Below are 22,838 nucleotides of genomic sequence, written 5' to 3'. Positions count from 1 at the left end.
GATGGTCCGGCCCCGTCCCCGGATCACGCGGACTGCCGGGTGAAGCGCGCGGTGATGGTGACGAACGTGACGGGCTTCAGCATCCCGAGCTGATTCCACGTGATGCCGAAGTTTGTCCGTTCGACGGAGAGGCTGGCGGTGAGCGTGACGGCGTCCGCGGAGACTTCGCTCGCCTGGGCGGTGAGGGCGAGCGGACGGGTGGTGCCGCGCACCGTCAGCTCGCCGGTCACCTCGGCGGTCCCGTTACGGTTCGCGGTGACGCTGGTCGCCGTGAAGGTGATCGACGGGTGTTTGTCCACGTCGAAGAAGTCGGTGCCCCGCAGGTGGATGTCACGCTTGGCGTGCTTGGTGTCAAGGCTGGCGACGTCGATCGTCAGGGTGCCGTGAGCGGACCCGCCGGCAAGCACTTCGCCCTCTCCCACGACCTTCGTGAAGACGCCTTTGACGTTGACCAGGCCCCAGATCGACTTGTTCTCGATGTTGACCGTGGACTGTGCCGGGTCGAGTGTCCAGTGGCCGGGTGTGACGTCGGTCAGGGATATGGCGCGCTGGGAACCGTCGGTTATGTCAGACACTGTCGACTGTGTTCCTTTCGTGAGAGGAGCGGATGGAGTGCGAGGTATACAGTTGAACAATCAAATATAAAGGAGGTTATTAGATAGCTGCCGAGATAATAGCTCGCTGAGCTATCCTCGGCAAGCGGGTGATGACCTGGTAGAAGACGACAGACGGGAGCCGGACATGGGGGAGCCAAAGCGGCCGGAGGGGGCGGGGGAGTGTCCCGGCGCAGAAGAGGTCGAGCTGCTGCGTCGCTGGCGCACTGTCGACAGCGGCTTCCGGCGGATCACCGACCTGCTGTTGGCCGATGCTCATGACGAGGTCGGTCTGCCGCCGTCGTCGCTCCAGGTGGTTTGCTTCCTGGCCGAGTCTCCGGAACAGGCGGCGCCCATGCGCGAACTCTCCGAGCTTCTCGGCTTCTCCACCGCGGGAATCACAGGAGTGGTCGACCGACTGGTCGATGCCGGTCTGGTCGAGCGTCGCCCCTCCCGTACGGACCGCCGAGTGACGTTCGCCGCGCTGACGGTCTTGGGCCGGGAGACCGCTGTTGCCGCTGTCGGAGTACTCGCCGAGGCAGTGCGCCGACGCATCGTGAAACCCCTGGGCGGCGACGGCTTCGCCGCTCTTGAGGCCACTGTGGGATCCCTCGGCGTAGTAGGCGAGCCGCTCGCCGGATGCCCGGGCCCCGCCGCTCACTGACCCACGGCAGGCTGTGCCTGCGGCAGCCGGCACGTCACAGGTGCCCCACAGCCACCCCCAGCAAGCCGCGAAGGCGGCGCCCCTCGCAGGGTGCACCGCCTTCGGGTTACCGTTTTCGGGTTACCGGGCCAAGGCCCGTGCCGGCCCGGTATCCATCGCACCGTTCACCGGCGCACCGCTCACATGTGCTCGCCCCGGGCCGCCCGTTCCGCCGAGGTGGAGCTCGGTGAGGCCAGGGCGGGGATGCTGTCGGCCTTGGTCCTGCTGCCGCTGGTGAACGGCTCGAAGGCGTGGCTGAAGTACCAGGCCGACTGCGGGACGCCGGAGCAGGAGCCGGCACCGGCGGTGCCGGGGCAGCCGCCGTTGTCGCGCTCGAGTGCCCAGAAGGAGAGGGTGTTGATTCCCTTCGAGACGGCCCAGTTCTCCACCGTGACCGCGTCCGCCGTGGTGAACGTCTCCTCGGGTCCGTAGTCGTCGATCCCGGGCATCTCGGTGACGCCGATCATGCCCCACAGTCGCGCGGATCGCTTCGAGGGGTAGAGCGCGGCCAGTTGGTCGTGCAGACCGGCCGCGGCTGTCTTGGTGTCGGCGGCCATGTCGTGGGTGGCGCCGTCCCAGTAGTCGAACGTCATGATGTTGACGACGTCCACGCGGGCGCCGTTCGAGACGGCGTTCTGCAGCAGGGCCACGCCACTGGGCGCGAGTCCGGTCGCGAAGGAGGGCAGGGTGTAGGAGAACTGCACGCTGCGGCCGGTGTGGCGGGCCCAGCGCTCGACCTGCGCGACCGCCTTGTTGCGGCGGTCGATGCCGGCGGTGTTGTTGATCGAGTCGGCCTCGATGTCGAGGTCGATGCGGGTCACGCCGTACGTCGTGACCAGGCTTTCGTACACCGAGGCGATGGAGTCGACGCTTGTGCAGCTGTCGGCGAGCTCAGTCCCGGTGGTGTCCGCCGAGTAACCGCCGAAGGACGGGATGACATTGCCGCCGCGCTTCTGGATCGTCGCGATGTCACTGCCGAAGACCGACTTGGAGACCGGCTGGGTGGTGTTCCCGTTCCAGTACGCCGTACAGGACCCGGGCGAGGCCGTCTGGAGGAACGCCATCGTCAGGTATCTATTGCCCGACTGAGCGGCGAGCGAAGCCGGGCTCTCGCCGGTCCACGCCTCGAAGTACGGCGCCGCCACGTGAGCCGGCATGGGTGCCGGGTCGGCCGCGGAGGCCTGGGCGGCGCCTCCGCCGAGCACAACCAGTCCGGCGGAAACGGCAGCGGTGGCCATACCGGCCAGCAGGGCACGAACGGGTCTGGATCGTTTCATCAACGCTCCCACGGCGTAAAAGAGCAGGCAGGACAGGACAGAAATGAGCGCAGAGTGTGTGCGAAATCCGTCCGACCCCCCGTGGTCACCCCAACCCCTGGAATTCTCCGGACCCGTCGGACGGACTGCGACCTATGATTGGTCTAGTCCAATCACCTGTCAAGGTCCTTACGCTTATTAGCCGGGACAACGAGGCCTTTGGCAGCGGCGATCTGGTCGTCGGTCAGCGGCCGCAGCGCGTTCCGCTGCGGGCCCGGCAATTGTTCGCCCCGCTGTCACACACCACCACGCCACGGACGGCACCGGTGTGCCGAACCCGCAGCGCGGCGGAGAGCGCGATGAACCCACCGGTGGAATGTCCGATCAGGACAGTCGGACGGCTCTGCCGTGCGAGCGCCGCAACGGACTCCGCGACGGTCTCGATGTCGTGGGGCGGAGCCCATTCCAGCCACGGAGCCACTGCCACCCTCAGGCCGAGGGCCTCCGCGAGGCCCGTCACCGGAAGCACAATCACGGGTGTGGCGTTCGCTGCCGGATCATCCGTCGGACTGTGGCTGGGTGGGGCCGTCGTCATTGTCGCTGCGCTCACCAGCTGGCTGTTACATCTGGCGGGATGGGGGAAGGCCACTGGGCCTCGCCCGGTCGGCCGCCGGTGGTCAGACTGAGGGAGCACGGCCCCGCCGGCCGCCCTTGCCACAGCGGGGGGCGTTCTCATGCATGGGCTCCGGAAGTCACTGGATGTGGCGTGCCAGTTTGGTGGCGCCGGCGAGCAGGTGCTCCAGCGGTCCGCGCTGGAAGAAGCGGGACCAGGTGAAGGCGAGGATCATCACCGTCACGATGAAGGCCAGAAGAACGGGCAGGGCCGAATTGTCGGGCAGTTCCTCGGTGCCCAGGGCGCCGATGGCAGCAATGTGCAAGACGTACGCGGTGAGCGACATGGAGCCGACCGCGATCACCGGAGCGGCGAAGCGGCGCAGGCGTGGGCAGTGGTCCATGGCGGCCAGCGCAGCGACGACGACGGTGACGGCGATGCCGGTGTTACCGAGGATCGACAGTGTGGTCTCGCTGTGCGGGGAGGCGACCAGCAGCCAGGCTGGGGTGTTGCCGGTGGGAGAACCACCGGTGTCGGACCACCACGCCTGCGGGGCGCCGGTGGAGGCGACGATGCCCGGGAAGAGGCGGAAGGCCAGCCATGAGCCGCCATAACCGAGGAGGGCGAGGGCCGGCCCGAGGACGGCGAGGCGGATGCGAACGGCTGCCGAAGCGAGGTCGAGGCGGCCCAGCGCCATGCCGGCCAACACGAAGGGCATCCAAGCCAGCGCCGGGTAGTCGCCGGTGAACAGCAGTTCCAGGACACCGTCTTCCCCGCTCAGCCTGGCGACCGGGTCGTGTGCGGCGATGGTCTGCGCCCAGCCGCTGCCGTGGAGCTGGGTCTGGATCGCATAAAGCAGCTGCGGTCCGGCCAGCGCCCAGACAGCCGCGACAGCAGCGAGCGTGTTGGCGCGCAGTCTGGCGAAGGGCAGCGCCAGAAGGAAGCACAAGCCGTAGTAGGCAAGGATCACGTCGATCGAGGTGCCCGTCATCGACAGCGCGGTGCCGAGAGCCAGCAGGATGAGCGACCGGATCACGATCTTGCCGCAGGCCTGCCGGCCGTCACGGCCGGTCCTGGGAGTGCGGCGGCCCGCGATGATGACCAGCGTCACCCCCGCGAGCACGGCGAAGAGCGCTGAGGAGCGCCCGTAGCAGAGCTCCATCAGGTAGCCGGTCACCCCGCCCCGGGACGGGTCCGGGCCGACGTGGGCCGCGAACATCCCGAAGACCGCAAGCCCGCGGGCGAGATCCACGCCCACCAGACGGCCCGTCGCGGCCTGGCGGGGCGTCCGGGCGGCGTCCTCGGACAGCTGCCCGAGAGCCGGAGAGGGAGAGGGCGTGGTGATCTGCGTCATGTCTTAAACCGTCGGATAAGCACAGGTCGTAGACTATCCGGCAGATATCGGGAAGCCACCCGCCGGATGGCTGGATCCTCCGCCGCCGGGTGGCGGGAGCCGCGGTGGGCGGCCAGCTCCGGGGCGCACGCCGCTGGGGAGGCGTGGGCGCCGGGGACGAAGATCGCCGCAGCGCTCGACGGCACGAGCCTCACCGGCGGCCTCGCCATGGGTGCGGTGAGCAGCGCGGGCGGGCAGGCCGCCGCGGACGGGGTGGACATCCTGCAGGGTGGCAAGCACGGCTCCGACGTCCTTCCGGACATGCTGACCAGCGGTCTGACCGGGGCCGCCGGCGGTGCGAACCACGCCGGTGGAAAAATCTATGAGCCCGGCGAGGGCAAGCATCGTGCGGACGCATCGGATCCGGTGTTCCACCCCGGGCAGCGGATCGCCATCGACGGAATCATCTACGGTGCCGGCAACGCCATCGAGAGCGACCTGGAGAACTGATCCCGTCCGCACAGCGCGCCGCGCCGTCCTCTTCGGGGAGAAAACGACAGTGTTCGAGGTCCGCAAGAGCATCAAACGTTTCCGGGACGACCCGGCCTGGACCTACCGGGACAAGGCCCCGGATTACCTGGTCACGTTCGATCGGGGCGGCTACCCGTTCAGTCTGGGGCCGCAGGGCAACGGGATCCGCGACCTGCTCCAGGGCAGCCTCCGTGGCCGGGAGGTGAGCCTGTTTCATCTCAATGCCTGGAAGCGCTCCGGGGGCAGCAATCAGGCACAAGTCGCATGGAAGTTCTCCGTGGCCGTACTCGCTCTGCCCCGCGTCCTGCCCGCGACAGCCTTCACCTGCGCGCCAAGAGCTGGACGGCATCCCCGTCTCCCGGCTCAAGGACGTCACCGAGGGCCGACTGCGCCTGGGCGCCTCGAACGGGCCGGGTACTCCAGGGTCCGGCAGATCCTGGACGCCAGACCGTACGCGCTCCAGCAGATCCCCGGAATCGGCGCCCAGAGCGTGAACCAGGCGATCGCCGCCGCACAGCAGATCGCCGGCGCCGTGGAGGAGAACGTCACCGTCCGCATCGACATCGACGCGACCGCCGACCCCCGCCCGGCTGTCGTCTCCGGCGGTGACGAGCACTGGGCGGCCATGCAGCTCAGCGCACTTCATGTCTGCGACACCGCCCCCGTGTCCGGTGATCGCCGCTCCTCGTTGCCGGCCTGACGCCAGCTCCCAGACCCGGACGGTCCCGTCCGCGCTCGCTGTGACCGCCAGCATGTCGTCGGCGAGTTCGTATGTGGTCACCGCCGTGACGGCGTTGGTGTGGCCCCGCAACGGCGGCCGCGTCTGGCGACCTGTCGACAGGTCCCAGAACAGCGCCGAGCCGTCGTCGCAACCGGTCAGGGCGATGCTGTACTCCCCGAGGTCACAGATGGCGACGCACATGACGGCGCGGATGGTCTCCAGCGGCTGGCCGATCTGGCGATGGGTGATGAGGTCCCAGACGCGGGCGGTGCCATCGTGACTACCGGTCACGGCGATCGGTCGGCCGTCCAGTTCTCCCGTTGCGACAGTTGTGACGGCACCTTCGTGTCCGATGAGCTGGCGGTGCGTGCCGGTGAGTGACCATACCGCCCAGCGGGCTGTCCAGGGCAGCGGAAGGCCCAGTTCGCCGATCCGGGTGGCCAGGTCGCCGGACTGGCAGCGGTGGGCAGATAATTGAAGGTAGGCGGCGCGTTCCCCGAGCGGCCGCCGTCCCGCCAGCAGGTGGGCCACCTGCTCGTAGGCGGTGCGAATACTCCCCACGGGGCCGTTCGGGGCGTTGGAGAACGCCTGCGGCAGCGCAAGCTGTTCGGCCACACGCCCCCACACAGCCCGCCGCCGACGAAACCGCCGCCATCATCCGCGACTGCGACCGCAAGCCCGCCGGCAACCGCGCCCTCATCGACTCCGGCGCCGCTGACTCCGCCACCGTCGCCGAATGGATCCGCGAGACCGAAACCCGCCGCACCACCGCCCGAGCCACAGCCGCCCGCACCGCCCGGCGCCACCAGCTCAGCCGCGACAAGATCGCCGCTATCGTGCACGCAACCAGCGACACCGTCGACGCCTTGCGCACCGCCGACCCGGCCGCCAAAGCCCGGCTCTATCGCGCGCTCGGGCTGCGGATGACCTACGACCACACTCAACGCAAAATGCGGATCGGGATTGGTCCCGACCCGCATCCAGATTTCCGTTGGTGAAAGGTACGTGTCCGAGGGGGGACTTGAACCCCCACGCCCGATAAAGGGCACTAGCACCTCAAGCTAGCGCGTCTGCCATTCCGCCACCCGGACCGGGTGTGCGCTCAGGGCTTCCGCCCCTCGCGACGTGGAAAACCATAGCAAACATCCGGGGCCCCCGATCGCAGGTGCCTGTGTGACGGGAGTGTGACGCGCACCGGGGCGCCTTGGGGTGGGGTGGACGGGCGGAGGAGGATGGCGGTGGACCCCTATTGAGGAGGAGACAGCGTGAGCGAGTCGAACCCCACCCGTTCGATCAGCGCCGAGGACGAGGTCGTTGATCTGTGCCGCGACCTGATCCGGATCGACACCAGCAACTACGGAGACCACTCCGGGCCCGGTGAGCGGGGCGCCGCAGAGTATGTCGCCGAGAAGCTCGCCGAGGTCGGTCTCGAACCGCAGATCTTCGAGTCGCACAGGGGCCGGGCCTCCACGGTCGCACGGATCGCCGGCGAGGACCCGTCGCGGCCCGCGCTGCTGATCCACGGGCACACCGATGTCGTACCGGCCAACGCGGACGACTGGACCCATCACCCCTTCGCCGGTGAGATCGCCGACGGATGCGTATGGGGCCGGGGCGCGGTCGACATGAAGGACATGGACGCGATGACGCTGGCTGTCGTACGGGACCGGCTGCGCAGCGGCCGTAAGCCCCCGCGCGACATTGTGCTGGCGTTCCTGGCGGACGAGGAGGCGGGGGGCGTCTATGGGGCACGGCACCTGGTGGACAAGCACCCGGACCTGTTCGAGGGTGTGACGGAGGCGATCGGCGAGGTCGGCGGCTTCTCGTTCACCGTCAATGAGAACCTGCGGCTTTATCTGATCGAGACGGCCCAGAAGGGCATGCACTGGATGCGGCTCACCGTGGACGGCACGGCCGGCCACGGCTCGATGACCAACAACGACAACGCGATCACCGAGCTCTGCGAGGCCGTCGGGCGGTTGGGGCGGCACAAGTTCCCGGTGCGGGTCACGAAGAGCGTGCGGGGGTTCCTCGACGAGCTTTCCGATGCCCTCGGTATTGAGCTGGACCCGGAGGACATGGACGAGACCCTCGCCAGGCTCGGCGGCATCGCGAAGATCATCGGGGCGACGCTGCGCAACACCGCGGCCCCGACCATGCTCGGCGCCGGCTACAAGGTCAACGTCATCCCGGGGCAGGCCACAGCGCATGTGGACGGCCGTTTCCTGCCCGGTCACGAGGAGGAGTTCCTGGCCGACCTGGACCGGATCCTCGGACCGCGGGTGAAGCGGGAGGACGTGCACGGCGACAAGGCACTGGAGACGGATTTCGACGGGGAACTGGTCGAGGCGATGCAGCGGGCTCTGAAGGCGGAGGACCCGATCGCCCGGGCCGTGCCGTACATGCTCTCCGGTGGCACCGATGCCAAGTCCTTCGATGATCTCGGCATCCGCTGCTTCGGCTTCGCGCCGTTGAAGCTGCCGCCGGAGCTGGACTTCGCGGGGATGTTCCACGGGGTGGACGAGCGGGTGCCGGTGGACGGTCTGAAGTTCGGCGTCCGAGTGTTGGACCGTTTCCTCTCTGGTTGCTGAAAAACGGCTGATTAACCGAAAAGAGTGAACGAATCCTGGAGGTCGTAGCCGGTTTCCTCCGAAGTCGTTGTCTCATATGTGGCCCGAGGCGGGAACCGCATATGCCGGCAAGGAGGAAAAATGGCCAAGAAGGTCGTCGCTTTCACGGCTGTCGACTGCGGTCTCGTTCTCGCGGGTGCGGGCCTGGCGGTAGCCGACTCCGGACTCCGTCGCGGAGGGTGCCGCCGTGGGTTCCCCTGGCGCCATCTCGGGCAACGCCATCCAGGTGCCTGTGCACATCCCGGTCCACCTGTGCGGCAACACGAACACCATCGTGGGCCTGCTGAACCCTGCCTTTGGCAACACCTGCATCAACAAGCGATGCCGTGTTGACCTACTGAGGGTATCAACCCAGCGGCCCCGGAGCGCGCATTCGCGTTCCGGGGCCGCTCGGGTACAGGGGTGGGAATCGGAAAACGGTCCATAGCTTCAGAAGGCAGGGAAAAACATGCGTCAGGTCGCAAAGAAGGGCTTGCTCACGGCGGTCGCCACGGGCGGTGTGCTCGCCGTCACCACCGGTGGCTTCGCTCACGCGGACACCGGTGCCAAGGGCCTTTCAGCGAGTTCGTCCGGTCTTGTCTCGGGTAACGTCGTCCAGGTGCCGATCTTCACGGCGGTCAACGCCTGCGGCAACACTGTCAGTCTCGTCGGGATTCTCAATTCCGCAGCCGGCACCGTCTGTGTCAATTCCTCGCACGGGCACGGCTCGGGGCACGGGGCCAGTCATGGCTCGGGCCACGAGGCCGGTCACGGCGGCGGTTCGTGGCACCACGGCCGCGGGGCCTCGGCAGAGGCCGCGGGTGTCCTTTCCGGCAACGTCATTCAGACGCCCATCGACCTCCGGGCCAACGCGTGCGGGAACTCGGTGAACGTCCTCGGGCTGGGCCACTCCGTCGCCAACACCACCTGCGTCAACTCGTCGGATTCCGGTCATGGCCACGAGTACCCCCACCACCCCCACTACCCCCACCACCCCCACCACCCCGAGGGTCCGCGTCACCCGGGTTACCCGGGCCACCCGGGCGGTGGGCACCCGGGTCACCCCGCGAACCCGACCCACCCCGGTCACCGGGGCAATCCGGACACCACCATCAAGGACGAGCCGGTGAGGCACGATCCGAACGGCGGTGGTGACCCCGGCCTCAAGGAGTCACTCGCTCACACAGGTGCCGGCGACCTTGGCGCGGCCCTGGCGACGAGCGCCGGTCTGCTGCTCGGCGGCGCCGTGCTCCTCCGCCGGGCCCGTTCGGTCCGCAACTGAGAGCTGTGCTCACGATGGATCGGGGCCCCGCTTGGCGGGGCCCCGATCCGTGTGATCTCCGCCATCAGCCCGGTCACCAAGTGGCCCTTAGCTGGCGGATGATCCGGCGGCGCAGCCGCACCCTGCGACTGCCGTCGGGGTAGAGACGGAGCCGGTCCAACTCCCAGTGGCCGTACTCCGCGTGGTCGGTCAGTAGTCGTTGTGCGTCGTTGCGGGACACGCCCCGCGGCACGTACACATCTCTGAATTCGTATTCCGGCATCGCATCTATTGTGCGCGGAACACCCTGCTACGGATAGCGTCTGCTGCATGTCTGATGCTGTGCAGCCCACCGTTGCCGAGGTACGTGCCGCCGTAGAGGCGGTCAAGACCGCGCTGGACCGTCACCTCGACGCGATCGAGAACCGTACGGGGGAGGACGATCCTGCGGTGTACGCCGCGTTCGACGCCCTCGCCTCCGCGGCCGAGGCTTACGACGAGCTGCTTTACGACGCCTACGACGAGGTCACCCCTTTCGAGGTGCCATCCGGCGACACCCTTCCCGGGTACGAGGGCCCGGAGGAGCCGGGCGCGGTCAGTGTCCTGATCCGCCGCGACTACACCGTCGCTGATCCGCAGCGGCTGCTCAGCCAGGCAGAGCGCCTCACCGATGCCGACACCGGGGCCGGCACCAGCGTCAACGCTGCGATCGGCGTCCTGTTCGGCGAGTACGAACCCGATGAGGTCGACCGGCGTCACAAGGAGTTCGGCCTGGAGGAGGGCGACTCCACGCTCTGGGTGTCGGCGGCCGAGCCCACCGAGCCGGGGGAGTGGCTCGGCGCCCCGTTCGACCAGGCGGCACCGCAGCTGATCATCTGCCGGTTCGACGTCAGCGCGGTCTTCGACGACGAACTGGAGGCCCTGGACCCGGACCTGTAGGCCCGGGCCCTACCCGGTGGCGGCCGCCTGCTCGCGCAGCACCGCGCGCAGGCGCGTCGTCCGCTCGCGGGCCGGGATCTCGGCCACCGCCCGCGCCAGCGCCTGGTCGGCGCCCTGCACCACGGACAGGTGGCGTCCCGCCCGGCTGAACGCCGTGTAGACCCACGCGCGGGTGAGTTCTCGGACCGCGTCGCCCGGCAGCACCACCACGGCCGCCGGCCAGCGTGTGCCAGCAGCCTGGTGCGCCGTCAGCGCCCATCCGTGCCGCACCGCTGTGCCGACCTCCGTAGCGGGTACGACGACGGGGATGCCGCCGCAGTCCAGGTGCAGCCCCGCGGCGTCGGCGGACACGACGGTGCCGGGCACCGCGCGGCCGGGCGCCGGGATGTGCACGACGCGGTCTCCCGGGTCGAAACCGCCGAACCGGCCCGGGCCCGGGTTCAGCCGCTCCTTGAGGGCCGCGTTCAGCACCCGGGTGCCGGCCGCGCCGCCATGGCCGGGGGTGATCACCTGGGTCTGGTCGGCCGGCACCCCGATCGCTCGCGGTACCGAGTCCGCGACCAGTTGGACGGTGCGGTGCACCGCCTCTCCGGCATCGCGCACCGGGACGATCACGACTTCCTTCCCCGGCGCTTCCACCTGTTCCAGTTCGCCGATCGCGATGCCCGACGCCAGCTCGCCGATCGGACCCGGGTCCGGTGTCCGGGACACCACCTGCGGGCAGCTCCGGGCCGCCAGCAGATCCGCGAAGGCCCGCCCGGGGCCGGCCGACCACAGCACCCCGGGATCCCCGCTCAGCACCAGCCGGGCCCCGTCGGGCACCGACTCCACGAGGGTCGCCGCCAGCTCCACGTCCAGCTGCGGAGCGTCCAGTACCGCCAGCAGATCCAGCGCCAGCGCGCCGTCGGGGTCCCGCCCGGGCCCCTCGCGGCCCGCCAGCAGCCCGGCGACGGTGACGGCGGCGTCGCCCCCCTCGCGCCCGCCCCCGCCCTCGCCCAGCAGCGCGGCGAGCCGTTGCCGGCCGTCCTCGGTGTGCGCGGCGGCATACGCGCGCAGGCCCAGCGAGCGGGCGGCAGCGACCAGAGCGGCCGGCTCGGCGCGGGCCGCCTCGCCGCCGGCGTGCGCGACCAGGCCGCTGACGGCCGCCGCCCGGATGAGCGCGGCGGCGGACGCGGACGGTGCCGTGACAGCCGCGGCCTCCCACGCCGCCCCGTCTGCCCCGTCCGGCTCGCCCGCTCCGTCCGCCTCGCCCGCCCCGTCCGCCTCGCCGGTATCCGTGCCGCCGAGGTCGAAGGTGTTGAGCAGCCGGTTCAGCCCGTCCGCGAGGCTTTCCTCGGCCAGCGCGTACCGGTCCAGGCCGAACAGCAGCCGCACGGGCGTCTCGTCGTCCTCATCGGGCTTCGCTCCCGGCACGTCCTCCGCGTCGTGGAACACCAGGACCCGCCCGTCCGCGACGGCGGACCGCAGCGCTTCCTCGGCATCGGGCACCGACTGCCGCTCCAGCGCGGTGCGCAGCAAGGATGACTCCAGCGCGGTGTGGCCCCGCTCGGCCGCGCGCTCCAGCAGCCATACGACCAGTGCCTGCACCCGCCGCTCATCGTCCGGCCCCCAGCCGTCGCCGAGCAGGCCCTTGGCGAACCCGTCCGCCTGCTCCGCCCGCACTCCGCCCAGCGCCAGTACCTGCCACGGGTCCTCCCGGAGCAATTCCCCGGCCCGCTCCCCGAGCACCGCCACGGCGGACTCCGCCAGGGACTCCGGCGCCCCGCCCGACGTGAGCGCCGACCGCGCGGCGTCCAGCGCACTGAGGCTGTGCCCGGGCGGCGGCGCGGCCACGGGCGTGGCAGGGGCCTGAGCAGGGGTGTGGGCCCCGGCCTGGGCCTGTGGAGCCTCCGGCTGCGGGGCCGCCGGAGCCTGGGCCTGCGGGGCCGCCGTGTCCGGCGCCGGGCGGGCGGCCGGGCCGGTGCCGCTGGTGCGCCTGGCGGGGCGGGTATGGGCGGGCCCCTCGCCGCGCTCGATGGCGCGGACGGCAGCCGCCAGGTCCTGGATCGCGGGGGGCAGCTTTACGCCGGCCGTCTCGCCGGCCGACGGCTCCGGGCCCGCTGCGACCGCGCCGGCGTCATCGGGCGTGCCGCCGACGGGCGGAACGGCGGTGTCCTGGGCGGTGTGGTCGTCGGTCACGATGGCCTCCGGGGTGCGGTGGACCGTACGCTCAGAGCGTGCTCCAGTCGTGGTCCGGGTAGCGGTGCAGCGGCGCCGAGACATCGTCCAGCGCCTGGCAGATCTCTTCAGGAAGACTAAGGGCCTCCACTGACAGTGCCGCCATGAGCTGCTGGGCGTTGCGGGCGCCGACGATCGGGGCGGCGACGCCGGGACGGTCCCGTACCCAGGCCAGCGAGACCTGGAGCGGGGTGGTGGCGAGCCCGTCGGCCGCTATGGCCAGGGCGTCCACGATGCGCCGGGCGGTCTGGTCCAGGTACGGCGCGACGAAGGGCGCCATGGACTCGGAGCCGCCGCGGGAGTCGGCCGGGGTGCCGTGCCGGTACTTGCCGGTGAGTACACCCCGGCCGAGCGGCGAGGACGGCAGGAGTCCGAGGCCGAGGTCGACGGCGGCGGGGAGCACTTCCCGCTCGATGCCGCGCTGGAGGAGCGAGTACTCCATCTGGGTGCTGGCGAGTGGAGTGCGGCCGGTGGCGGCACGCTGCCAGGTGGCGGCCTTGGCGAGCTGCCAGCCGCAGAAGTTGGAGACGCCGACGTAGCGGACCCGGCCGGAGGCGACGGCGATGTCGAGGGCCTGGAGGGTCTCTTCGAGCGGGGTCACCGGATCGAAGGCGTGGACCTGCCAGAGGTCCACGTGATCAGTGCCGAGCCGTTGCAGCGAGGCGTCCAGCGCGGCCAGCAGATGGCCACGTGAGCCGTCGAACCGCCGGTAGGGGTCGGGCACGCTGCCCGCCTTGGTGGCGATCACCAGATCTTCCCGGGGGACGAGATCCTCGATCAGCCGCCCGAGAAGATATTCCGCGCCGCCGTCGGAGTAGACGTCAGCGGTGTCGACCAGGGTCCCGCCGGCCTCCCAGAAGGCCTTGAGCTGGTCGGCGGCGTCACGTTCGCCGGTGTCCCGGCCCCAGGTCAGGGTGCCGAGCCCGAGCCGGGACACGCGCAAACCAGTGCGGCCGAGGTGCCTTTGCTCCATGACGGGTGACATTACTGGCCAGAGGGTGTCCGTGGGCAGCAGTGACGGACCCGACAGGCGCCGGATCAGCCGGGGGGCGCTACAGTCCGTGGGGACGAAGACGTTACTGATCGGTAGGGAGAGCGGTATGCGGCTCGGGATGAACCTCGGCTACTGGGGCGCCGGCATGGACGGTGACAACCTCGCCGTCGCCCAGGAGGCGGACCGGCTCGGCTATGCGGTGTGCTGGGCCGCTGAGGCGTACGGTTCGGACGCGCCGACCGTGCTGTCCTGGGTGGCCGCGCAGACCGAGCGGATCGACGTCGGCTCGGCGATCTTCCAGATCCCGGCCCGTACGCCCGCGATGACCGCCATGACGGCCGCGACCCTGGACACTCTCTCAGGGGGCCGTTTCCGCCTCGGCCTCGGGGTGTCGGGGCCCCAGGTGTCCGAGGGCTGGTACGGCGTCAAGTTCGACAAGCCGCTGGCCCGCACCCGCGAGTACGTCGAAATCGTGCGCAAGGCGATGTCCCGCGAGCGGCTCTCCCACGAGGGCGAGCACTGGACCCTGCCGCTCCCCGGCGGCCCCGGCAAGCCGCTCAAGCTCACCGTGCACCCGGTGCGCGAGCACATCCCGCTCTACATCGCCGCGATCGGACCGAAGAACCTGGAGCAGACCGGCGAGATCGCCGACGGTGCGCTGCTGATCTTCTGCGACCCGGAGCATCTGGAGGAGACCGCACTAATCCCGCTCAGGGCGGGCCGTGAGAAGGCCGGGAAGACCCTGGAGGGCTTCGACGTCTGCCCGACTGTGCCGATCGCCCTCGGCGACGACATCGACGCGCTGGCGGACCTGTTCCGCCCGTACACCGCGCTCTACGTCGGGGGCATGGGCAGCCGCCGGCAGAACTTCTACAACAAGCTCGCGCAGCGCATGGGATATGAGAAGGAAGCCGCCGAGATCCAGGACAAGTACCTGGCCGGGGACAAGAACGGCGCCGCGGCGGCCATCCCGCGCGACCTGATCGACAAGACCAGCCTGCTCGGCAGTGTCGAGCGCATCGCCGACCGGCTCACGGCCTATGCGGAAGCCGGGGTCACCACGCTTTCCCTGGCCCCCGCCGGATTCACGCTGGAGGAGCGTACGGCGGCCCTGCGCGCGGGTGTCGAGGCGTTGGAGCTGGCCGGGCTGGCCTGACCCCGGCCACGCGACCCGGGCCCGCGGGGCCGGGCACGGCGCCTCGCCGCGTTCCTCCTTGCGATGCACCGCGCACCGGACATCGCGGGCCGGTCCGACCGGAGTATCCAGGGCAGGCGCTCAGCCCGGGGCGGGCTCTCAGCTCGGGACCAGGCGCCCCAGCAGCCGTCCGAACGTGATCAGCCGCGCTATCTGGCCCGGACCGCCGTCGTCGAGGGACTTGCTGAAGCGGAACGCCTCCGGCCGGAAGCGGGCCGCCGAGACCCCCGCGTCCGGATCGGTCTGGACCGCGCTCAGCTCGTGCGGCGTCGCGGTGGCCAGCACCAGATACACCCCGCGGTCGACCCGCCGGCCCTGGTCGTCCCGCCCGACGAGGGTGCGCATCCCCACATGGCCGATCGCGCCCAGCGGCAGCACCTGCACGGAGGAGTCCAGCACGGTGCCGCCGGGGGCGCTCTCGTCGGCCACCTCCTCGCTGTGCCACAGGATCAGCCGCCGCCCGTCGCACACGGCAGCCTCCTGCCACACAGAGGCGCCGGACTCGGTCAGATCCACTACCCGCTCGAGGGTGAAGCCGCGGATCCGGCGCCGTCCGACCACCCCGCCGATCGCCTCCAGCGCGACATCCGCGTGGAGGAAATAGGCCCCCGCCGCATCCTGGAGACGCCCGTACGGTGACCAGTCCGAGCCTGCCGGACCCAGCCGGCGCGCCATTGGTCGGCTCCTCGTGGCCTTGCTGAACATGTCCACCTGCTTTGCGATCCCTGCCCCCGGTGACCCCCCGGCCCTGTTGCACCTTACCCAGGAGGTGGGGCAATCACCGGTTCAGCGGCCGAGGAATGGATCGCTCCGTATTCGGCCGTGGTGGGGGCTCGGGGGTCTTCCCCGCCACGGCCGTTACCAAACACAACGCCCGGCAATGTGATGGGTTACGCGTTAAGTTCCTGTCGGCTCAGGACCGTTCGGTGGAGTTGCCCCGCGATCCGGTTGCCTCAGTCCGTACGGCGGACTTGACTTTCATTTATATATGCCCGTTTGAAGGAGGTATGTGATGCTCTCCGCCCGCAGTCTCTACCGGGAGATCCTCGACAACGACTACGCCTTCCGGCTCTTCTGCTCCATCGCCGCCAGCGGCGAGGCCCAGGGCGGCTGGGAGAACGGCAGGATCGCCGCCCTCGTACCCGAGGCCCAGCGGGAGCTGGCGCCCAAGATCTCCCGACACGGCGCCGACGAGGACAAACACGGCCGGATCTTCAGTGCGCTGCTGCACAGGCGCGGCCTGCACCCCCTCCCTGTGCCCCCGGAGGCCGACTACACCATGCTGCTGGAGCGGGCCGGCATCGGGCTCGCCCACGTCCGGCTGCTCGGCGACGAACCGCTCACCGAGCAGGACATCGTCACCTACCTCTCGCACAGCCGGGTCACCGAGCAGCGCGCCTCCGAACAGATGGCGATGCTCACCAAGTACTTCGGTGACCATCCGGACGTCGGCAAGGCCGTCAGGATGATCTCGCACGACGAGGACAACCACCTTTCGTACTGCCACGAGGAACTGCTGCGACTCGCCCGGGAGGGCCACGGCCGGACCATCCAGCGGATACTGCACGAGTGTTCGCTGGCGGAGATCCGCATCTACCGGGACGTCAGCCTCGCTGTGACGGCCCATATGGGCCGGATCCTGGGCTGGGGCAGGACGAAGGCGGTGCTGCTGCGGCTCGGCATCCACGCCACGTACGGGTACGAGAGGTTCGGTGGCCGGCGGCGGATGGTCACCCTGGCCATGCCGAAGCGGCGCGACGCGATGGGCGGCCCCGCACCGGCCACGTCCGAAGCGGCTTGAACGCTCCTCAGGCGCTTCCGCGGCCTCTCAGAGCCAGCCGCGGCGCTTGAAGAGGCGGTAGAGGCCGAAGACCGCCGCGGCCATCGCCAGGAGCGCCGCCGGGTAGCCCCAGACCTGGTGCAGCTCGGGCATGTGGTCGAAGTTCATGCCGTAGACGCCCGCGATCATCGTCGGCACCGCGGCCATGGCGGCCCAGGCCGAGATCTTGCGCATGTCGTCGTTCTGCCGCACACCGACCTGTGTCAGATGCGCGCCGAGGATGTCGGACAGCAGCCGGTCCATGCCCTCCACCTGGTCGTTCACCCGGGTCAGGTGGTCGGCGACATCGCGGAAGAAGGGCTGGGCGGAGGGCTCCACGAAAGGGACGCCGCCCGACGCGAGCCGGAGCACCGGCTGAGTCAGCGGCCCCACCGACCGGCGGAACTCCAGTACCTCGCGCTTGAATCCGTAGATCCGGCCGGCGACGCTCCCGGCGGCGCGCCCGCCGCCTGTCTTGACAGTGGCCGGCTCAAACACCAGTGCCTCCAGCTCCTCCAGGTCGGTCTGGAGCTGGGTCGCGACCAGCAGATACCGGTCCACGACGGTATCGGCGATCGCGTACATCACGGCGCACGGGCCGTGCTTGAGCATCTCGTGCTCCGCCTCCAGCCGTTGCCGGATGTCCGCCGGGGTGACCCCGTGGCCGTGCCGCACCGTCACCACGAAGGCGTCGCCGACAAAGACCATCAGCTCAGCCGTGCTCACCGTGCCCTTCTCGTCGTCGTACTCCACCGGCTTGAGGACCAGGAAGAGCGCGCCGTCGTAGAGCTCCAGCTTCGGCCGCTGATGCGCCCGCAGCGCGTCCTCCACGGCCAGCGGGTGCAGCGCGAATTCGGCCGAGACCAGGTCGAACTCCTTCTCCGTCGGCTCGTAGAGCCCGATCCAGACGAAGGCGTCGCCCATGGCGCGCGCCTCGTCCAGTGCGTCGGACGGATCGGCCGGGGCCGAGACACGCTGCCCGTTCCGGTAAATGGCACAGTCCACGATCACACGCGCCATTGTCGCGCTCCCCGGCCGGAACGCGCCGCCGAGACTGCCAGGGCGGCGGAGCCGTATGGTTGCGTTCATGCCCACCGTCATCCTCGTCCGGCACGGCCGGTCCACCGCCAACGCAGACGGAGTGCTGGCCGGCTGGAGTCCCGGTATCGCGCTCGACGACAGCGGCCGCGACCAGGCCGCGGCGCTCGCCGCCCGGCTCGCCGCGCTCCCGCTGGCGGCTGCCGTCACCAGCCCGCTGCAACGCTGTCGCGAAACGATACGACCGCTGCTCGACACCCGGCCCGAGCTGCCGGTTCACACCGAGGACCGGATCGGCGAATGCCGCTACGGGGACTGGACCGGCCGCAAACTCGCCGAACTCACCGACCAACCACTGTGGGCCACCGTCCAGCGCTATCCCTCCGCCGCGGTCTTCCCGGGCGAGGGCGGCGAGTCGATCCGCGCCATGCAGAGCCGCGCGGTCGACGCCGTACGGGAGTGGAACGACCGCATCGAGGCCGAGTACGGGCCGGACGCGCTGTACCTGATGTGCTCGCACGGCGACATCATCAAGTCCATTGCCGCCGAAGCCCTCGGTATGCACCTCGACTTCTTCCAGCGGCTCGCCGTCGACCCCTGCTCCGTCACCGTGATCCGCTACGCCTCGCAACGCCCGTTTGTGCTGCGGCTCGGCGACACCGGGGAACTGGCCGGGCTGGCGCCGCGCGAAAGGCCCGCCGGGCAGGACGAGGACGACGCAGTGGTCGGGGGCGGCGCCGGCGCGCGGTGATCAGCTTCCGCAGTAGGGTGGGGGACCGGAAATGGTCCACCCGTAAGAACGAGTGACCGAACATTCGAGCAAACCGGAGCAGCAGTGCCCCGTCAGGTGTTCCTCTACGAACAGCCGGACCGGTTCGTGGCCGGCACCGTCGGCCAGCCGGGCCAGCGCACTTTCTTTCTACAGGCCAGCGTCGCCGGCCGGACCACCAGCGTCTCCCTGGAAAAGACCCAGGTCGAGGCGCTCGCCGAACGGATCGACGAGCTGCTCGACGAGGTTGTACGCCGCACCAGCGGCAATGCCCCGGTGCCCGCAGTGGCACCGCCCGAGGTGTACGACACCGCGCCGCTCGAGACTCCGATCGAGGAGGAGTTCCGGGTCGGCACCATGGCTCTCGCCTGGGACGGCGCCGAGGAGCGCATGATCCTCGAAGCCCAGGCACTCGTCGAGATCGACGTCGAGACCGAGGACGACCTGGAGAGCGCCGAGGAGCGGCTGCTCCAGGACGAGGAGAACGGCCCCCCGCTGCTCAGGGTCCGGCTCACCGGCGCCCAGGCGCGGTCCTTCGCCAAGCGCGCCCTCGACGTGGTCTCCGCCGGCCGTCCGCCCTGCCCCCTGTGCAGCCTGCCCCTGGACCCGGAAGGACACGTATGCCCGCGCCAGAACGGGTACCGGAGGTCGGCCTGACAACGGCCGGCACCTCGACCGCCCCCTCGGCCGACACCGAGCTCCTCACCCACGGGCAGCTCACCGTGAGCGGACGGGTCCGCGACGCCTCGAACGCGGTCCTCTACTGCACCGTCGAGTACGAAGGCCGGCAGGCGGCCTGCGTCTACAAGCCCGTCGCCGGTGAGCGCCCCCTCTGGGACTTCCCCGACGGCACCCTCGCCCAGCGCGAGGTCGCCGCCTATCTCGTGTCCGAGGCCACCGGATGGGGGCTCGTACCCCCCACCGTGCTGCGCGACGGGCCCTACGGCGAAGGCATGTGCCAGCTCTGGATAGAAACCGCGCCCGACGGCGGAGCCGACGAGCTCCTCGCCCTTGTCGACCGCGAGGAACCGGGCCCCGGGTGGAAGGCCGTCGGCTTCGCGGACGTGGGCGACGGGCGTACGGCGCTGCTTGTCCACGCCGACGACATACGGCTGCGCCGCCTCGCCGTCCTCGACGCAGTGATCAACAACGCCGACCGCAAGGGCGGCCATCTCCTGCCCACCGCCGACGGCCACCTCTACGCCATCGACCACGGCGTCACCTTCAACGCCCAGAACAAGCTCCGCACCCTCCTGTGGGGCTGGGCCGGTGAGGCCCTGTCCGACGAGGCCCGCGAGGTCCTCGCCCGCCTCGCCGCCGGGCTGTCGGCGGACGGCCTCGGCACCCGTCTCGCGGAACTGCTCACCACTGCGGAGGTCCAGGCGCTGGCCGGGCGTGTCGACGCCCTGCTCACAGCCGGGCTCCACCCCGAGCCGAGCGGTGAGTGGCCGGCGATTCCGTGGCCGCCGATCTGAAAACCGGCCAATCCCCTCGGGTGGCACCACAATGCACAGCGCAGTGACATGTGCAAGGGCGCTTATCACGTCATCTGGTGGGCTCCGGTTCGTTTGCGGAACACCCGCCCGGTTAATCTCAATGCATGCATGCTTGGCCCGCTTCCGACGTCCCTGCCCTGCCCGGCAGTGGCCGTGAGCTCACCGTTTATGACACCGCGACCGGTGGCCCGCTGACCCTGGACCCCGGTCCGGTCGCCCGCATCTACGTCTGCGGGATCACCCCCTACGACGCCACCCACATGGGGCACGCGGCCACCTACAACGCGTTCGACCTCGTGCAGCGGCTGTGGCTCGACACGAAGCGCCAGGTCCAGTACGTCCAGAACGTCACCGACGTCGACGATCCGCTGCTTGAGCGGGCCGTCGCCACCGGCATCGACTGGACGGCACTCGCCGAGCGCGAGACCGCCCTTTTCCGCGAGGACATGACCGCCCTGCGGATGCTGCCTCCCGCCCACTACATAGGCGCCGTCGAGGCGATACCCGGGATCATCCCGCTGATCGAACGGCTGCGCGATGCCGGAGCGACGTACGAACTCGGCGGGGACATCTACTTCTCGGTCGCTGCCGACCCGAATTTCGGCAAGGTCTCCAACCTCGACACCACCACGATGCGGATCCTCTCCGCCGAGCGCGGTGGCGACCCGGACCGCCCCGGCAAGATGAACCCCCTCGATCCGATCCTGTGGCTGGCCGCCCGCGAGGGCGAGCCCAGCTGGGACGGCGGCTCCCTCGGCCCCGGCCGGCCGGGCTGGCACATCGAGTGTGTCGCCATCGCCCTGGACCACCTCGGCATGACCTTCGACGTCCAGGGCGGCGGCTCCGACCTCGCCTTCCCGCACCATGAGATGGGCGCCTCGCACGCGCAGGTGCTCACCGGTGAGTTCCCGATGGCCAAGGCCTACGTCCATGCGGGGATGGTCGCCCTCAACGGCGAGAAGATGTCCAAGTCCAAGGGCAACCTGGTCTTCGTCTCCGCCCTCCGCCGCGACGGCGTCGACCCCGCCGCGATCCGGCTCACCCTCCTGGCCCACCACTACCGCGCGGACTGGGAATGGACCGACGCCGTCCTCGCTGACGCAGTCGCCCGCCTCGCCCGCTGGCGCGCCGCCGTCTCCCGCCCGGACGGGCCGCCGGCCGAGGCCCTCCTCGAGCAGCTTCGCGCCGCTCTGGCGGACGACCTCGACGCGCCTGCCGCACTGGCGGCCGTCGACCGCTGGGCGGCTCTCCAGGCCGCGGAAGGCGGCACGGACACCGGCGCCCCGGGGCTGGTGTCACGAGCGGTTGACGCGCTGCTGGGCGTAGCCCTGTAGGCCGCCCTCCCGCCGCCCGGCCCCAACGCCCCCCGAAGGCCGGGGCCGGGCGGCGGTGCCGTCGCACCGCTCGCCGTGGCGTCTCTCAGCCGCGAGCCCCGGTGCCAGGTGCCAGGGCACGCGACGCCGCGGCCACGTCGCGCTGGGGGCACCTCCCAGCGGTAGCCGGGGGAGGATCGCAGGGGCGCCGGGGCGCTTGCACAGTGGCTTTGTTCGGGCCCGGACGCGCCAGTGGCTCGGTAACGCCGCGAGGTGCCGCCCGCCGTGCTGGGGGGCGCCTCCCAGCGGTAGCTGGGGGAGGCTGCTGGGACATCAGGTGCTCCGCAGCGGGCACGGCGGCGGCGAAGGGCCGTTCGTGATCCGCCTGGACAGGCACTAGTCCTCGCTGTCGTCTTCTTTGGAGTCGTCGCCCTTGGCGGTGTCACGCGGCGGCTGGCGGAGGTAGGGGCCGGGCTCGCGGGTGTCGCCGGACTCGGTGGCGTGGCCGCCGCCGGTCTGCGGGTCGCGGCGGCGGAGGTAGCGTTCGAACTCCCGGGCGATGGCCTCGCCGGAGGCTTCCGGCAGCTCGGCGGTGTCCCGGGCCTCCTCAAGGGTCTGGACGTACTCGGCGACCTCGCTGTCCTCGGCGGCGAGCTGGTCGACGCCGATCTGCCAGGCACGGGCGTCCTCGGGGAGATCGCCGAGCGGGATGCGCAGGTCGAGGAGGTCCTCAAGGCGGTTGAGGAGGGCGAGGGTGGCCTTGGGGTTGGGCGGCTGGGACACATAGTGCGGGACGGCGGCCCAGAGGCTGACAGCGGGGATGCCCGCGTGGGTGCAGGCTTCCTGGAGGATGCCGACGATGCCCGTCGGGCCCTCGTACCGTGATTCCTCCAGGCTGAGCGCGGCGGCCAGGTCGGGGTCCGAGGTGACACCGCTGACCGGTACCGGCCGGGTGTGCGGGGTGTCGCCGAGCAGAGCGCCCATGACGACCACCATCTCGACGCCCAGCTCGTGCGCGAAGCCGAGGATCTCGTTGCAGAACGAGCGCCAGCGCATACTCGGCTCGATGCCGCGTACGAGGACGACGTCCCGAGGCTTGGGGCTCTCGACACGGACGACGGAAAGCCGGGTGGTCGGCCAGGTCACCTTGCGTACGCCCGCGTCCATCCACACCGTCGGCCGGTTGACCTGGAAGTCGTAGTAGTCCTCGGCGTCGAGTGCCGCGAAGACTTCCCCCTTGAACTCCCGGTCCAGATGCGCGACCGCGCTGGAGGCGGCGTCCCCGGCGTCGTTCCAGCCCTCGAACGCGGCCACCATGACCGGGTCGATCAGCTCGGGTACTCCCTCGAGCTCGATCACCCAGCGCCTCCTTCCGGCCGGATGGGGATGTGCCGCCCCCACCGGCTGCTGTTCGTTTACTTGCGGGACCAGCCTACGG

General features: G+C 70.3%; 23 protein-coding genes, 1 tRNA gene and 2 pseudogenes. 14 read left to right on the top strand and 12 right to left on the bottom strand.

What is annotated here, in order from left to right; genetic code table 11:
• Positions 1-23 precede the first annotated feature (23 nt).
• On the bottom strand, positions 24-575 hold the full coding sequence (locus FCI23_RS29450) for a YceI family protein (RefSeq protein WP_136726977.1): 552 nt from the start codon (positions 573-575) through the stop codon (positions 24-26).
• 166 nt (positions 576-741) lie between these two features.
• Here FCI23_RS29450 and FCI23_RS29445 point away from each other — a divergent pair, with 166 nt between their 5' ends.
• Positions 742-1,257 (top strand): MarR family winged helix-turn-helix transcriptional regulator, encoded by a 516-nt coding sequence (locus tag FCI23_RS29445; protein WP_136726976.1) that lies wholly within the window; start codon positions 742-744, stop codon positions 1,255-1,257.
• A 179-nt stretch (positions 1,258-1,436) separates the two neighbouring features.
• Here FCI23_RS29445 and FCI23_RS29440 read toward each other — a convergent pair whose 3' ends face one another.
• From FCI23_RS29440 to FCI23_RS29430, 3 genes are all read right to left on the bottom strand, one after another.
• Complete coding sequence (locus tag FCI23_RS29440) at positions 1,437-2,573, bottom strand: chitinase (protein ID WP_246144140.1); 1,137 nt, start codon at positions 2,571-2,573, stop codon at positions 1,437-1,439.
• A 223-nt stretch (positions 2,574-2,796) separates the two neighbouring features.
• Positions 2,797-3,072 (bottom strand): alpha/beta fold hydrolase, encoded by a 276-nt coding sequence (locus FCI23_RS29435; protein ID WP_169316979.1) that lies wholly within the window; start codon positions 3,070-3,072, stop codon positions 2,797-2,799.
• 232 nt (positions 3,073-3,304) lie between these two features.
• Positions 3,305-4,519 (bottom strand): heparan-alpha-glucosaminide N-acetyltransferase domain-containing protein, encoded by a 1,215-nt coding sequence (locus FCI23_RS29430; protein WP_136726974.1) that lies wholly within the window; start codon positions 4,517-4,519, stop codon positions 3,305-3,307.
• A 66-nt stretch (positions 4,520-4,585) separates the two neighbouring features.
• Here FCI23_RS29430 and FCI23_RS29425 point away from each other — a divergent pair, with 66 nt between their 5' ends.
• Complete coding sequence (locus tag FCI23_RS29425) at positions 4,586-5,008, top strand: hypothetical protein (RefSeq protein ID WP_136726973.1); 423 nt, start codon at positions 4,586-4,588, stop codon at positions 5,006-5,008.
• A 49-nt stretch (positions 5,009-5,057) separates the two neighbouring features.
• Positions 5,058-5,729, top strand: a complete 672-nt coding sequence (locus FCI23_RS63920; RefSeq protein WP_407646044.1) for a hypothetical protein — start codon at positions 5,058-5,060, stop codon at positions 5,727-5,729.
• Positions 5,730-5,750: 21 nt separating this feature from the next.
• On the opposite strand, the pseudogene FCI23_RS63915 reads toward FCI23_RS63920, so the two are convergent.
• Positions 5,751-6,281, bottom strand: a pseudogene (locus FCI23_RS63915) (WD40 repeat domain-containing protein); the annotation flags it as partial.
• Between the two features lie 305 nt (positions 6,282-6,586).
• Here FCI23_RS63915 and FCI23_RS56755 point away from each other — a divergent pair.
• A complete protein-coding gene (locus tag FCI23_RS56755) occupies positions 6,587-6,748 on the top strand; it encodes a hypothetical protein (protein ID WP_169316978.1) in 162 nt (53 codons plus the stop codon).
• A gap of 8 nt (positions 6,749-6,756) precedes the next feature.
• On the opposite strand, the gene FCI23_RS29405 is transcribed toward FCI23_RS56755, so the two are convergent.
• A tRNA-Leu gene (locus FCI23_RS29405) sits at positions 6,757-6,841 on the bottom strand.
• 174 nt (positions 6,842-7,015) lie between these two features.
• Between FCI23_RS29405 and FCI23_RS29400 the strand changes: the two genes are divergently transcribed.
• The 3 genes and pseudogenes from FCI23_RS29400 to FCI23_RS29390 all read left to right on the top strand — a co-directional run bounded on the left by FCI23_RS29400 (position 7,016) and on the right by FCI23_RS29390 (position 9,641).
• Positions 7,016-8,341 carry a M20/M25/M40 family metallo-hydrolase gene (locus FCI23_RS29400; protein ID WP_136726972.1) on the top strand — a complete coding sequence of 442 codons (1,326 nt, stop codon included), beginning with the start codon at positions 7,016-7,018 and terminating at the stop codon, positions 8,339-8,341.
• 120 nt (positions 8,342-8,461) lie between these two features.
• A pseudogene (locus tag FCI23_RS29395) lies at positions 8,462-8,699 on the top strand (chaplin); the annotation flags it as partial.
• Between the two features lie 129 nt (positions 8,700-8,828).
• On the top strand, positions 8,829-9,641 hold the full coding sequence (locus FCI23_RS29390) for a chaplin (RefSeq protein WP_136726971.1): 813 nt from the start codon (positions 8,829-8,831) through the stop codon (positions 9,639-9,641).
• Between the two features lie 73 nt (positions 9,642-9,714).
• On the opposite strand, the gene FCI23_RS29385 is transcribed toward FCI23_RS29390, so the two are convergent.
• The gene (locus FCI23_RS29385) at positions 9,715-9,903 is read right to left on the bottom strand and encodes a DUF5703 family protein (protein ID WP_136726970.1); all 189 of its coding nucleotides are present in this window, start codon (positions 9,901-9,903) and stop codon (positions 9,715-9,717) included.
• 47 nt (positions 9,904-9,950) lie between these two features.
• Between FCI23_RS29385 and FCI23_RS29380 the strand changes: the two genes are divergently transcribed.
• Positions 9,951-10,559 carry a hypothetical protein gene (locus tag FCI23_RS29380; RefSeq protein ID WP_136726969.1) on the top strand — a complete coding sequence of 203 codons (609 nt, stop codon included), beginning with the start codon at positions 9,951-9,953 and terminating at the stop codon, positions 10,557-10,559.
• Between the two features lie 9 nt (positions 10,560-10,568).
• Here the strand turns inward: FCI23_RS29380 and FCI23_RS29375 are convergent, their stop codons facing one another.
• Both FCI23_RS29375 and FCI23_RS29370 read right to left on the bottom strand, forming a co-directional pair.
• Entirely contained in the window at positions 10,569-12,737 is a 2,169-nt protein-coding gene (locus FCI23_RS29375) for a helix-hairpin-helix domain-containing protein (RefSeq protein WP_246144139.1), read from the bottom strand.
• A 31-nt stretch (positions 12,738-12,768) separates the two neighbouring features.
• Positions 12,769-13,749: an aldo/keto reductase gene (locus FCI23_RS29370; RefSeq protein ID WP_136726967.1), complete on the bottom strand. Its 981-nt coding sequence runs from the start codon at positions 13,747-13,749 to the stop codon at positions 12,769-12,771.
• A gap of 127 nt (positions 13,750-13,876) precedes the next feature.
• Here FCI23_RS29370 and FCI23_RS29365 point away from each other — a divergent pair, with 127 nt between their 5' ends.
• Positions 13,877-14,926 (top strand): LLM class F420-dependent oxidoreductase, encoded by a 1,050-nt coding sequence (locus tag FCI23_RS29365; protein ID WP_136726966.1) that lies wholly within the window; start codon positions 13,877-13,879, stop codon positions 14,924-14,926.
• Positions 14,927-15,064: 138 nt separating this feature from the next.
• On the opposite strand, the gene FCI23_RS29360 is transcribed toward FCI23_RS29365, so the two are convergent.
• Positions 15,065-15,640: a hypothetical protein gene (locus FCI23_RS29360; RefSeq protein WP_246144138.1), complete on the bottom strand. Its 576-nt coding sequence runs from the start codon at positions 15,638-15,640 to the stop codon at positions 15,065-15,067.
• A gap of 337 nt (positions 15,641-15,977) precedes the next feature.
• On the opposite strand from FCI23_RS29360, the gene FCI23_RS29355 reads away from it, so the two are divergent.
• Complete coding sequence (locus tag FCI23_RS29355; protein WP_136726964.1) at positions 15,978-16,766, top strand: ferritin-like domain-containing protein; 789 nt, start codon at positions 15,978-15,980, stop codon at positions 16,764-16,766.
• Positions 16,767-16,793: 27 nt separating this feature from the next.
• Here FCI23_RS29355 and FCI23_RS29350 read toward each other — a convergent pair whose 3' ends face one another.
• Complete coding sequence (locus tag FCI23_RS29350) at positions 16,794-17,804, bottom strand: magnesium and cobalt transport protein CorA (RefSeq protein WP_136727021.1); 1,011 nt, start codon at positions 17,802-17,804, stop codon at positions 16,794-16,796.
• A gap of 67 nt (positions 17,805-17,871) precedes the next feature.
• Here FCI23_RS29350 and FCI23_RS29345 point away from each other — a divergent pair, with 67 nt between their 5' ends.
• From FCI23_RS29345 to mshC, 4 genes are all read left to right on the top strand, one after another.
• Positions 17,872-18,573: an MSMEG_4193 family putative phosphomutase gene (locus FCI23_RS29345; protein ID WP_136726963.1), complete on the top strand. Its 702-nt coding sequence runs from the start codon at positions 17,872-17,874 to the stop codon at positions 18,571-18,573.
• 84 nt (positions 18,574-18,657) lie between these two features.
• Positions 18,658-19,248, top strand: a complete 591-nt coding sequence (locus FCI23_RS29340) for a DUF3090 domain-containing protein (RefSeq protein ID WP_136726962.1) — start codon at positions 18,658-18,660, stop codon at positions 19,246-19,248.
• Positions 19,212-20,066 carry an SCO1664 family protein gene (locus FCI23_RS29335; RefSeq protein WP_136726961.1) on the top strand — a complete coding sequence of 285 codons (855 nt, stop codon included), beginning with the start codon at positions 19,212-19,214 and terminating at the stop codon, positions 20,064-20,066. The genes FCI23_RS29340 and FCI23_RS29335 overlap by 37 nt, the downstream gene beginning before the upstream one ends.
• A gap of 125 nt (positions 20,067-20,191) precedes the next feature.
• Entirely contained in the window at positions 20,192-21,421 is a 1,230-nt protein-coding gene (gene mshC, locus FCI23_RS29330; protein WP_136726960.1) for a cysteine--1-D-myo-inosityl 2-amino-2-deoxy-alpha-D-glucopyranoside ligase, read from the top strand.
• Positions 21,422-21,796: 375 nt separating this feature from the next.
• Here the strand turns inward: mshC and FCI23_RS29325 are convergent, their stop codons facing one another.
• Entirely contained in the window at positions 21,797-22,759 is a 963-nt protein-coding gene (locus FCI23_RS29325; protein WP_136726959.1) for a PAC2 family protein, read from the bottom strand.
• Positions 22,760-22,838: the final 79 nt, after the last annotated feature.

The sequence above is a fragment of the Actinacidiphila oryziradicis genome, from assembly GCF_005047355.1.
Lineage (GTDB): Bacteria > Actinomycetota > Actinomycetes > Streptomycetales > Streptomycetaceae > Actinacidiphila > Actinacidiphila oryziradicis.
Note: the sequence above shows the minus strand (reverse complement) of the source record. Positions and strands in the feature narration are given on the sequence as shown.